The 12,165-nt window shown below is 50.2% G+C and carries 10 protein-coding genes and 1 tRNA gene; 3 read left to right on the forward strand and 8 right to left on the reverse strand.

Translation table 11 applies throughout. From position 1 onward, the window contains the following. Positions 1–103: 103 nt before the first annotated feature. Together C3B51_RS14915 and C3B51_RS14920 are read right to left on the reverse strand one after the other, a co-directional pair. A complete protein-coding gene (locus C3B51_RS14915; protein WP_164518162.1) occupies positions 104–436 on the reverse strand; it encodes a winged helix-turn-helix domain-containing protein in 333 nt (110 codons plus the stop codon). Between the two features lie 447 nt (positions 437–883). Continuing rightward, a complete protein-coding gene (locus C3B51_RS14920; RefSeq protein ID WP_240701910.1) occupies positions 884–2,005 on the reverse strand; it encodes a type 1 glutamine amidotransferase domain-containing protein in 1,122 nt (373 codons plus the stop codon). Positions 2,006–2,085: 80 nt separating this feature from the next. Between C3B51_RS14920 and C3B51_RS14925 the strand changes: the two genes are divergently transcribed. Further along, positions 2,086–2,535 (forward strand): DUF3293 domain-containing protein, encoded by a 450-nt coding sequence (locus C3B51_RS14925; protein WP_130245558.1) that lies wholly within the window; start codon positions 2,086–2,088, stop codon positions 2,533–2,535. A gap of 11 nt (positions 2,536–2,546) precedes the next feature. Here the strand turns inward: C3B51_RS14925 and C3B51_RS14930 are convergent, their stop codons facing one another. Then, on the reverse strand, positions 2,547–5,360 hold the full coding sequence (locus C3B51_RS14930; protein WP_130245559.1) for an EAL domain-containing protein: 2,814 nt from the start codon (positions 5,358–5,360) through the stop codon (positions 2,547–2,549). Further along, the gene (locus C3B51_RS14935; RefSeq protein ID WP_130245560.1) at positions 5,357–6,292 is read right to left on the reverse strand and encodes a cytochrome-c peroxidase; all 936 of its coding nucleotides are present in this window, start codon (positions 6,290–6,292) and stop codon (positions 5,357–5,359) included. The genes C3B51_RS14930 and C3B51_RS14935 overlap by 4 nt, the downstream gene beginning before the upstream one ends. A gap of 227 nt (positions 6,293–6,519) precedes the next feature. On the opposite strand from C3B51_RS14935, the gene C3B51_RS14940 reads away from it, so the two are divergent. Beyond that, on the forward strand, positions 6,520–8,913 hold the full coding sequence (locus C3B51_RS14940) for a HAMP domain-containing hybrid sensor histidine kinase/response regulator (protein ID WP_130245561.1): 2,394 nt from the start codon (positions 6,520–6,522) through the stop codon (positions 8,911–8,913). On the opposite strand, the gene C3B51_RS14945 is transcribed toward C3B51_RS14940, so the two are convergent. From C3B51_RS14945 to C3B51_RS14955, 3 genes are all read right to left on the reverse strand, one after another. Then, entirely contained in the window at positions 8,893–9,207 is a 315-nt protein-coding gene (locus C3B51_RS14945; protein WP_125717328.1) for a cupin domain-containing protein, read from the reverse strand. The two genes, C3B51_RS14940 and C3B51_RS14945, sit on opposite strands and share 21 nt — an antisense overlap. A 79-nt stretch (positions 9,208–9,286) precedes the next feature. Then, positions 9,287–9,362, reverse strand: a tRNA-Ala gene (locus tag C3B51_RS14950). Positions 9,363–9,523: 161 nt separating this feature from the next. Further along, positions 9,524–10,048 (reverse strand): NADPH-dependent FMN reductase, encoded by a 525-nt coding sequence (locus C3B51_RS14955; RefSeq protein ID WP_130245562.1) that lies wholly within the window; start codon positions 10,046–10,048, stop codon positions 9,524–9,526. A gap of 143 nt (positions 10,049–10,191) precedes the next feature. Here C3B51_RS14955 and C3B51_RS14960 point away from each other — a divergent pair, with 143 nt between their 5' ends. Further along, positions 10,192–11,100: a LysR family transcriptional regulator gene (locus C3B51_RS14960; protein ID WP_130245563.1), complete on the forward strand. Its 909-nt coding sequence runs from the start codon at positions 10,192–10,194 to the stop codon at positions 11,098–11,100. Positions 11,101–11,140: 40 nt separating this feature from the next. Here C3B51_RS14960 and C3B51_RS14965 read toward each other — a convergent pair whose 3' ends face one another. Further along, complete coding sequence (locus C3B51_RS14965) at positions 11,141–12,163, reverse strand: tetratricopeptide repeat protein (protein WP_130245564.1); 1,023 nt, start codon at positions 12,161–12,163, stop codon at positions 11,141–11,143. Positions 12,164–12,165 lie beyond the last annotated feature (2 nt).

Below are 12,165 nucleotides of genomic sequence, written 5' to 3' on the forward strand. Positions count from 1 at the left end.
TGAGAAGCACTAAACCAGGACAAAATACGAAGAGATTAAGCACGACTGGCTGAGCGACGCCTGCCCAGCGGGCTTTTGGTTAAAAAGCCTGTTTTTTGATTGATCACTGTCCTTTGCATGGTACAGCCTGATGAAACCACTTAGCTATCCAACGGAACGGGTTTGGTCTGGGATCCAGTTCAACCAGCAGGTTAAAACTGTAGCCCTTGCGGTAATGCGTTCTGATCACGTCAACCCCAAGTTTGTGTTTGGAAACACAGCGCCTTAACTCGGACACAGCCCGATTTATGGCATTGTTGTCGACATACTCTTGTTGCCAGATCTCCCGGCACAATTCATCCCGGCCAATCACCCTATCTCTATGACAGATAAAATATTCTAATAAGTCATAGATAAGAGGTTCAAGGCGCACGCTTTCACCACAATATGTTAACAACCTTTTCCTTTTGTGAAGCTCATAGGGCCCAAATACTGCACGGCTAAAGTCAGTATCATATTTATCATTTAACTTCATAATGATAGACACACTTCCTTTGACGTTTTGAGTTATCAAGCACATTTAGTGTAGCGTCTGGCAGGTTTTTTTTAAATCCGATTTGCGATGAAAGCACATGACTTTTGTTAATAGAAAAATTATTGAGTTGCCCGCGCTTGAATGAAAGGAATTATTCACATTGTACAAGTCGAACACAAATATAAAACAAAAAAGATACATCTGAGGGGGTAAGATTGCGCCGGGCAAATTATTCCCCACCTTTTATACCGTTATTGGTTACAATGAACATAAAACAACCACTCATTCAGCTATTAGTAAATTTCATGGTTAATGCGGTTGGGGCAGACCTCACCCCAGTTACCGCAATTTATCTCGCTGAATAACGCGTTACAACGTGGCAAGCATGGCCTTTATTTTGGCATTGTCGGGGTAGGCCTTTTGGGCACGTAATAGGCTGGATTTTGCTTCGGCCTGATTATTTTGCCGCACATGGGCCTTAGCAATCGTCAGCTCAATCATAGGATGGTTAAACTGCGACTGTACAAAGGTCATCAGCTCTATGGCATGGTGCAGCTGCAATTGAGTAGTCGCAAATTTAGCCTGATACACCCCCAGCATGGCCAGCATCTGGACATCATAGGTGTCTGGCGACTTGTTGAATTGTGCCACGGCGGCCGCTTTGTCTCTGAATAGCAACTCGGCCAGCTTTACGCTTTGATCGTCTTTATAAACGGGTTCGCTAACCTCCTCTATGCCCATGGCACGCACCATGGCAACTGCCGTATCTGCGGTTGAAAAGGGGTTTTGTCCTGTGATCAGGCGACCGTCAATGGTGACCTGGTTGAGCATTAAGCCATCTTGCTCAAATAAACCGCCACGCTCCTTGAGCTTATCCTCCAGTAAAAACTCAAACTGAGGACGCCATTTTTTACCAAACGCCGTTTCTTCAAGATTAGTAAAGCCATTCACTCTTCGGCCATTGACCAGGTATTCGCCGTTGCTCAGCTTCACGTCAACCAATGCTGCCGGGCCATGGCACACGGCGCCAACCACGCCCTGTTGCTCATAAATTTCCCGGATCAGACGCTGCAACTCGTTATCCTGATGCAAGTCAAACATGGGGCCTTTCCCCCCCACAATGAATACCCCGTCGAATGATTGCCCATTAAGACTGGCAAGCTTAACGGTATCAGACAGCGCGCTCATCGCCTGCGGGTCGTTTAAAAACGCCTGGTTATAGGATTTATCCTTGTTGTACTCATCTGCCAGTGGCTGGCCACCCGCCGGTGAGGCCAGCGTGATCTGAATACCATTGTTACTGAACACCTGGTAGGCTTTACTCAGCTCATCAAATTCAAAACCAGGCTGGGTGGTTTTACCATCAACCTGCTTACCATAACTACTTAACACCATGAGTACATGTGGCTCGTCTGCGGCAATGGCCGAATTGATTGTACCTGCGCTTACCAGCGACCATAAAGATGCAACTATCAGTGGTCTTTTCATCATTGAGTCTCCTTTGTTTGGACAGACTCAACGTATCCCTGTTACTGTGAAGCCACCGTGAAATTAGTCACTCATCAACATTGATGCACCATCAAATCGAAAACGCGCTTTGGCAGCAGTATCAGCAGGTTTGGTTTCGGCCTTGCGGTGCACTGCCAGCAACACTTTGCGGCGCTATCATCAGCCTGTGGAACCCCAACGGCGTAAAACAAACACAGGCCAAAAACCGCCGATTCCAGCACCTGCTGTACCAGGCAATCAAGCGCAGGGGCTATCAGATGCATGCCATGTGGGGGGCCAGTGCCAACCTGGATTATCGTGAATTCAGTGTCCTGATACTCTGTTCCGAGCGCACCGCCGCGCGCCTGGCTGCTTTGTGTGCCCAGAAGGCCTACTATTTTGTGGATAGTGGGCAAGTCTGGTTGTGTAACACATATAACCCTCAACAGCGTGTGGAGCTTGGCACGTCATTCAGAGCCCGTCTGACCTATGATGCGCTGCCTAACCACAATCACGCGATTATGAGTCGGTGAGCCTCACGCCGCTAGGCCAGGCTCTGAGTGTGCTCCTGAGCAAACTCGCTGCACCAGATCTCCAACTCTTCCAGTGACATAGGTTTGGCATACACATAACCCTGTACCAAGTCACATTCCATGGCTTTTAAGCCTTCGAGTTGAGCCACATGTTCAACCCCTTCGGCGATAACCGACAGCCCCAGACTGGCGGCCATGGATAATATCGCGCGCACCAGGTTTTGCGAGTCCGGGGCGTGTGCAAACTCGTGAATAAAGCTCTTATCAATTTTAATGGTGTTGATGGGGAAGCGGCGCAAATAGCTTAACGAAGAGTACCCTGTACCAAAATCGTCTATCGACAGGTGAGCGCCTGTTGCCCTGAGCCCCTCAAGCCAGGCCAGGATCGCCTGGTCATCATCCAGTAAAATGCTCTCGGTGATCTCAAGCGCCAGATTAGCCGGCTTAAACCCGGTCTGGCGCAGGATATGACGCAAAGTGGTGGCATTAAACCCAAGCCGATACTGCTGGCTGGAAATATTGGCCGACAGACAACAATCCAGGCCCAGTTTAGTGTTTAACTCAGCAATGTCTGAGGTTGAGCGCATCAGCATCCACTCGCCCAACTCAGAGATCAAACCGCTTTCTTCGGCAACAGGAATAAACTCATCAGGTGAAATAAACTGGTCATGATGCGGCCAGCGGGTCAGGGCCTCAAAGCCATACAACTGGCCCGTTTTTAGCTCAATAATGGGCTGGTAGAATACTGCCAGCTCGTTGTTTGCAATGGCTTTACGCAGCAATTGCTCCAGCTCAACGCGACGGTTAACCTGCTGCTGCATGGATGGCGCAAAATAGTGATACTGATTACGGCCACTTTCTTTGGCCTTGTACATAGCAAGGTCGGCCCGGCGCAGGATCTCCTGTTGTTCATTGGCATCATCAGGCATGATGGCAATACCAATGCTGGCACCGCTGATCACCTCAAAGCCATTGATGTTAAAAGGCTGAGCCAGCGACGCGAGGATCTTTTCTGCAACTTTTGCGGCGTCTTCCACCTCGCTTATCTGGCTCAGCAGCAGGACAAATTCATCGCCCCCGAAGCGAGCCAGGGTGTCTGTGCGTCGTACCAAATGGTTAAGCCGGTTGGCGACTTCCAGCAGCAAGTTATCACCGGCGTCATGCCCCATCGTATCGTTAATGCGTTTAAACCTGTCCAGATCAATAAACAGCAAAGCACTCAGGTGTGGCTGGCGTTCAATTTGTTTCAGATCCTGACAGATCCTGTCCAGTAACAGGCGTCGGTTTGGCAGCCCGGTTAATGCATCATACATGGCCTGATAAGCAATTTTGGCCTCCTGCTCCTTGCGCTCCGTCATATCGGAGAGCACCGCAATATATTGCTGTACCTGCCCCTGTTCATCCTCAACCGCACTGATGGCCAGCCACTCGGGATAAATGGTGCCATCTTTACGCCGATTCCAGATCTCGGCGGCCCACTCCCCCTTAGTTTCAAGCGTATGCCACATGTGCTCATAAAAACGTTTATCATGACGCCCCGAGCTGAGCAGGTTCGGTTTTTTGCCCAACACTTCCTGTTCCTGATAGCCCGTAATGCGGGTAAAGGCCGGATTGACCGCCGTTATTTCAAGGCTGGCATTGGTGGTCATGATCCCTTCCTGGGTCGCCTGATATACCGCCGCTGCGGTCTTCAGCTCAGCTTCAACCTCCTTAAACTCAGTGACATCCACACTGATATAAACGTATCCGCCGTCTTCGGTGCGGGCATGACGGATCTGTAGCCAGCGCCCGTGCGCCGTTTTTTGTAATCGTTGTGGCGTATCACTTTGCTCATGCACAAACTCAGACTGGCGCTGTTGCCACTCATTCAGCGTTTGCGGAAACTGAGTGCGACACGCCACGCCATAGTGGCGCAGCCAGCACTGGTTGGTCAGCATCAGGGTGCCTTCACTGTCGTAAAGTGCAAACCCTTCCTGCAACCGCTCAATGGCATCATGCAGCAACTGGCTGGCCTGTAGTGCCCGGTTTTTTGCCTTGTTTAAACGCTGCAAAATAAATAACAGCATCAGCAGTAAAACCACAGCCAGGCCAAATAACTGCTCGCTCAGCGTCCGGGTTTGGCGCAACTGAGCGCCGTGCAAATCCATTTGTGCCCGATACAGCCGGGCAAAGGCTTCTTTGCTGTTAATGGCCAGGTATTCCTGACGGGTTGCGTGTACCTGACGATAGTAATCGACGGCAACCTGAATATGATTGACGAAGCGGCGGCTAAGCAGTGCGTGCTCAGGTTCGGTTACCGTCGCCTGTGCCAAAGTGCGGATCCGGGTATCCAGCAGTAGCTCATCCAGCGACTGTCCAGAGATGACCAGGCTTGCCAGTATGGTGCTGCCAAGCAGTGCCTGAGGGTGATTAGACGCAACCATTTCATCGAGCACCACCGGCAGGTAGGTCAGGCCATTTCGCATCCCTACCGCCTGGGTTTTTAATTGCTCCATAAGGACCATTTTATGCCTGAGCAACCTGAGATATGCCAGATACTCAATGCCTGCCTGGCGCGTTTGCTGCCTCTCTACCAGCTGCTGCAATGTCCTGTCTAGCTGCTGAAGCTCGTCAAAATGACGCAAACTGCCCACACTGAGTTCAAGCGCGAACTTATCTAATTTGGCATCAATGGATTTGGCATCAAACAAATGCGACACCTGCTCGTGCTGACGCTCGCCGGTGGCAATATGTGCACGGAAGAAGTACACCATTAATGCCGTCAGCACCACGACTAACAAGCACTGGCCTATCACCGGCAAGTTGATCTTTACATTACGCTTCATGGCGTCATTTCCTGATGATGCCCAACCAGGCTTTCGAGAAAGGCCGCAATGGCTGCCAGCTCCGCCTTACTGAGCGAGCGACCAAGCTGATAGCGGGCCATAGTATCAATAGCACCTTCGAGGCTTTGCTCACTGCCATCATGAAAAAAATAATCCTGCCTGGCAGCCATTCGTAAACCCGGCACCTTAAAGGTGAACCTATCGGCTTCACGTTTTGTGACATTGTACCTGCCGTAGTCTGCGGGCTCGATTGGGGTGCCGCGATCGCCAAAATAGTCACCAAAAGTGCCCATTTTGGCAAACATATTACCGCCCACATTTTTGCCCTGATGGCAATTGATGCAACCATAATACTTAAACAAACGATAACCTTCCTGAGCCTGCTCAGACAAAGGCCCTTTGCCTTGCAACCACAAGTCAAACGGCGCATTCAGGGTGATCAGACTGCGCTCATAATGGGCAATGGCGTCGCTGATGGCATCACTCGACAAGCCGCCCTTGTAAACCTGCTTAAACGCGCTGACAAATGACTTATCCTCGTTGAGTGTGGCTATCAGCTCAGGCCAGGTCGTTGCAAATTCCTTGGGGTTTTCTACGGGCAGCGTGACCTGCGCTTTTAAATCTATCGCCTTGCCATCCCAGGCCTGACGAATATTGAATACTGAGTTGTACACTGTGGGCGCCCTTACATCGCCAAGCCGTCCGGCTACGCCCTTTGAGCGCGGTACCTTATCGGCACCATGGGTTGCCAGCTGATGACATGACGCGCAGCTCACTTCGTTAGAGCGCGACAGCCGGGTGTCAAAAAACAGCTGCCGCCCCAGAGCCACTTTACGCTCATCCGTTGCGACACTATGTAAAGGTAAAATGGGTTCGGCTGCCACACACACTGAACTGCTTAGCAATGCCCAAATCAGAAATCTCAGTATCACGCTTTAGTACCACTCACAGGGGCTAAACACCTTACTAATGTAGCAATTGCAAGTGTCGGCTGATTTGATTTGGAATAAAGAAACCGCTATCTCAAACGCATCGCGCTCAGCTTAGGCCAGTTTATTTCGCCTTTTTTAACTCCGGCGACAATAAATTTTGATAACGAGAGGTGCAACTTAAAATTTTGTCTAAACTTGTGAGATAAGAAGCTTTTTTACTTTAGTTTATGCAATTAAAAACGCGCCTGATGGTGATCCTGGGTTTAACTGCGCTGGCCCCGATGCTGGTGATTTTTTTGCTGGCAATGCTGCACAGCACCGAGCAGGCAAAACGCCTGAGTATCTCGGCTGCCCAGGCCAAAGTGTATAACGCCGCAGCCATCTTTGACCGTTACTTTGCCAAGCGTAAAAGCGAAGTGGCCACGCTGGCACGACAGCCCACCTTAAAATCCATGAACTTTGAGCAAATCGCGCCCATTTTACACAGCGAAAAAGCCGCTCATCAGCAAACCTACGAAAAGTTTATACTTGGCCGGCCCGACGGCAGCTTTCATAACACCGAAGGCGGCAACCCTTTTCAAAACATGCTCAGAACATTTGACGACAAGGCCCCCGACTCGCGTAAAAGAACCATAGCCCGGCGCGATTACTGGCAACAGACCATTGGCCGTAATGTCAATCAAAAAGCCGAAGTGTATGTATCTGAACCCATGATCTCCTACACCACGGGCGTCAAACAAATTGTGGTTGCCGCCACCATACTGGCAAACGATGGCAAAGTGGCCGGTTTACTTGGTGGCAGTATTCCCTGGCGTGAAATTGACCGGCTGGTGCAGGCGGTGTCTAAACAGGTTGTACATCAATTTTACGACAATGCCCGGTTTATGCTGGTTTCCCAGGAAGGCATTTACATGTACCACTGGCAGCCAGACAAAATCATTCAACTCAAACGCGAGCAAGGGCAGTTTGTGGTTAATGACATTGGTGAGAAAATCGCCATTCGTTTAAAAGTCACTGAAGAGTCTGATCCACAACTACAAGAAATCGGCCTGAAAATGATCGCCGGGTTTAACGGCTACGCCAAGTTAGCGCAAACCCCCACTCGTCCTAAGTCGTACATTTTTTATGCCCCGGTAAAATCCGCCGGCTACAGCATTGCCTTAACTTTGCCTGAGCATGTGGTGTTTGCCCCTGTGTACGCGTTGCGTCAGCAGCTGCTAATCATTTTGGGGTTTGCCGTGGCGATTTCATTGCTGGTCGCCTGGCGTTTTTCCAACAGTATTTATCAGCCCATTGCGAAGCTTACCAAGGCCGCACAGGCACTGACCGAGGGTAACTTTAATGTGTCGTTATCTACCCGGGGTAAAGACGAGCTGGCCAATCTCGGCCGTGCCTTTGCCCAAATGCGCGATAAAGTGTTCCAGCGCGAATCCGAACTGGAACAACGGGTCGAAGAGCGCACTGAAGCTTTGGAGCTGGCAAAACAGGCCGCGGAAGAAGCCGCCAATGCCAAAAGCCGTTTTCTGGCCAATATGAGTCATGAAATACGCACTCCAATGAATGGCATTTTAGGCACTTTGCAGTTGCTGAACCAACAAAACAACTTCAACGAAGAGCAGGCTATACTTATCCGGGTTGCCAATGAATCTGGGCAGAGCCTGCTGACGCTTATCAACGACATTCTCGACATTTCTAAGTTAGATCAGGGCGAGGTGTCGCTGTATTTTGAACCCTTTGATCTGCACGCTGTACTGCACCACCTGGAACAGCTGTTTAGCGAAAAGGTCATCGAAAAGCGCCTGCGTTTTCAATTGGTGATCGGCGACACTGTGCCCAAAGAGGTGGTAAGCGATAAACACCGTCTGCAACAGGTACTACTGAACCTGCTCAATAATGCCATCAAGTTCACTCACGAAGGCTTTATCCGGCTGGAAGTCGAAAATATTGGCAATATGGAGCAGGTAATGCTCAAGTTTACTGTCTCTGACAGCGGCATTGGCATTGCGAAAGATAAGCTCCCGCACATCTTTAACCCCTTTTATCAGGAGGACGAAAGTACTACCCGACGTTACGGCGGCTCCGGACTGGGTTTGTGTATTTGTCAGCAGATCATTGAACTATGCGGCGGCCACCTCAACTGCCAGTCACAGCAAGGAGAAGGCACACAATTTGACTTTAACTGGCCTGTTGCGCCATGTTGCCTGATCTATTCTGAAGACAGCGACCAGATAACACTGGGCGCGCTTCATGGCCATGTTTTGCTCGCAGAGGACAATGCGGTCAACCAAATTGTCACCAAAGCCATTTTGGAGAAACTGGGCCTGAGTGTCACTATAGTCACCGATGGCCAGCAGGCGCTGCAACAGCTGGAAAAAGAACATTACGATCTGGTTCTGATGGACATGCATATGCCCAATATGGATGGCATAGAGGCAACCAAAGCGATCCGCAAAATGCCACAACACATGCAGCTGACCATTATTGCACTGACCGCCAACGTGCTGATCAAAGACATTGAAGCCTGCTTTGCCGCCGGTATGGACGACTACATCAGTAAGCCCATTGCGCTGGAGCAACTCAAAACCGTGCTCGATAAATGGTTAGCGGTAAAAAATGGCTAACCAGATAGTTTCCTGCTCAGGATCGGTCCAGCTGACTTTATGCTTGCAGTGCGCAGGAATGTTGAGGTGATCTCCGGCGCTCAGGCGCTCAACCCGGCCATCTTCAAATGTGAGTTCACCTGTCCCTTGCAGCACCAAAACCCACTCATGCTCATCCTGGTCGTACCACCCCTGAGGTGGCGAGGTGTGCCCTTTGGATACAATACGTTCTATTTTGAGCTGATCATGAGATAGTAATGTCTGGAAGACTTCATCGCTGAGGTCTGCAGGAATATCAGAAAACAGGTTATTCATTGCTCACCGGAGTATTTTAAAAAAGATATCGTAACTTAGGCGAACGAAAAAGAAAATAAATTGAAAGGGAAGAGAGATTTGGTGGAGCTAGGCGGGATCGAACCGCCGACCTCTTGCATGCCATGCAAGCGCTCTCCCAGCTGAGCTATAGCCCCAAATCGACGACAAAGATACTAGAAGATTTTTCTGCCTTTGAAAACCCCCAAATGTAACTTTTTTAAAGTAATTAAGCTGTTAGACTAATTTTCAACCAAACAGGGCGACGATTACTATCGCCCTGTCCACTGTACTTCTGCAAATGCGCCCCAGTGACTGCTTAGTGCAAGAGTTGTAATGCAGCTTCAAGCTGTTGTTTGAGCTCGATATTTGTCAGCTCGCCTGCTTCTGAGTCGAAGTTATCGAAAAAGCTTGGCACCGACAGGCTGGCTTTAACGTCTGCGGCAAAGAAAGGGGCCGATCCCACCGCCGATGCCAGCACGCTCTGTGCGCCGCCCGGACCCGGTGATGTTGCCATCATCAGCATCGGCGTATTCTGGTAAACCTGTTTATCAATGCGTGACGTCCAGTCAAACAGATTCTTGTAAGCGGCGGAATAACTGCCATTGTGCTCGGCAAAAGACACAATGATTGCATCAGCGGCACCAATTTTGGCGAAAAAGCGCTGAGCCTGGTCTGGAATACCGCTCTGGGTCTCGCGCTCAATGCTGTAAATCGGCATTTCGTAGTCATTCAGGTCAAGCACTTCAACGTCGGCATTGGGGATCAACGAAGCTGCATAACTGGCTAACTGCTGGTTGATTGACTGGCGACTGTTACTGGCTGCAAATACTAAAACTTTCATGGTGTTACCCTCTCAAAATAAGTCTGAATTTAGATTCACCTGATGCCACACTTCACGCTGTGTTTGCCTCAAGCTGATGACAACCAGTGTATATTAGGTTTTAATAATGATTAATAGGGCAAAAGTAAAGTTACTATTTCCATATGAATAACAATCTTTTTGAAGGCATAGAGATCTTCACTGAAGTGGTCGAGAGCCAGAGCTTTATTGCCGCAGCCCAGAAGCTGGGGCACTCGCCCTCTCATATCAGCAAAGTGATTGCCAGGCTTGAGGAGCGGCTGGGTGTCCGGCTGTTAAACCGCACCACCCGCACCCTGGCTTTAACGCCCGAGGGTGAATCGTATTACCAAAACTGTACCCGGCTTATCCAGGATGCGCAGGCAGCCGCTCAGCAGCTGAATGTGGCCGATGATATCCCGCGCGGCACGCTGAAAATCACCTGTCCGGTAGCATTCAGCACGGATTACTTGCAACCCGTTTTAGCCGAGTATCTGACTCGTTATCCCAATGTTTCGCTTGAATGGGATCTTGAAGACAAAGCCGTTGATGTAATTGGCGATGGCTATGATCTGGCAGTACGGGCAACGCCTCAGCTGGAGGAGTCCAGCCTGATCTGTAAACGGGTCTATCGATGCAGGACCTATATTGTTGCCAGCCCAGATTATCTCAGCCGGTTTGGGCAGCCACATCACCCGAAGGAGTTACAAAAACACCACAGCATTTGTTATAGCAACCTCAAAACCCCCGACCGCTGGGAGTTTAAAGATAAGCAAGGTAACGCATTTCATGTGGACGTAAGACAAAGGATCTTATGTAACAACGGTCATATGCAAACCGCCATGGCACGCGACGGAATAGGCATTGCGCGTCTGCCCGCCTTTTATGTCGACAGCTTAATCGCACAGCAGCAGCTCGTCACTCTGTTTCCCGACTATCCGCAGCCCGATGTGAACGTGTATGTGGTGTATCCCAGCCGCCGCCACCTCTCACCCAAAGTACGGCACTTTATCGACCTGCTGTCAGCGCATTTTGAGCAAGCAAATGGCAACTAGTACCAGCGCAATTACCATCGCGCTTAAAGGGCCACCCCAATCAACTGGCTGTTGCCCAGTCACAGGCTTTGACGGCGTTGTACCAGCGGCGCTCGAATGGCCTGTTCACCAGGGGCTTAGGTAGCTGAACATCTACGCCGAGGGGCGTTGCCAGATGCTGAAACACCAGGCGGCGCACATTGTCATCCTGAAGCTGTGTGTAGGCCAGTTTCAGGGCACTTTTACTTTGCTGACTCACCGGGTGCCCTTCCAGCTGCATAAAACGGGCATTGACCCATAACAACATGGCCTGCTTGGTCTCGTTGGGAAATGACTCGGTTAGCCTGGCGGTCGGTCCGTATAACCGCTGATAGTTCAGCAGCTGCTTTTGAATAATAAAAGTAAACAGTAAATTCACGCCTGCGGAGATCTGCCCGGAGCGTTTATCGATTTCCTGATAGTTCGCCAGCGCTTTACGAAACTGCGCTTCGGCCTCGGCCACTTTGCCAAGCTCCAGTGCAATGATCCCCAAATTATTGGCAATAATGCCATTTTTAGAGGTGATCCCGGCTTTATCTGCGATGTTAATCGCTCTGTCATACAAAGTTTTGGCTTGTTCATAGTCACCGATCTGGCGAGAAACCAGCGCCAGGCTGTTGGTCAGGGTCAGCCGTTGTTGATCAGACTGCGCATACTTATAAGCACACTCCAGGCTGAGTCTGGCATCATTCAGGTAATCGTGGCGGCGTAACCAAATCCCCAGCGCGCTCATGGCGGTGGGAATTTTTTCGATAAAATAGGGGTGAGTATGGTGCGAAAATATCGCTTCCAGTGAGTGCTCCATTGTTTCCATTTGATGGGTTGGCACGGCTGCACGCAAGCGAATAAAGTGCCAGCGCAGAAATAAGGGTGTAGGCAGTCTGTCTAGTTGCTCAACCTGCTCCAGTAGCCTTAGCGTGGTTGCAGGGTCTACCGTTAAGTAATCTTCGGCTTCCTGCAGGGTGTCGACCACCGCGCCTGGCGCTTGCGCCCAAGCGATCACAGGTATCAGCAACATCCACAGCCCAACAATCGCTCGTAACATCA

This window comes from Pseudoalteromonas rubra (assembly GCF_004212645.1).
Classification (GTDB): Bacteria; Pseudomonadota; Gammaproteobacteria; order Enterobacterales; family Alteromonadaceae; genus Pseudoalteromonas; species Pseudoalteromonas rubra_G.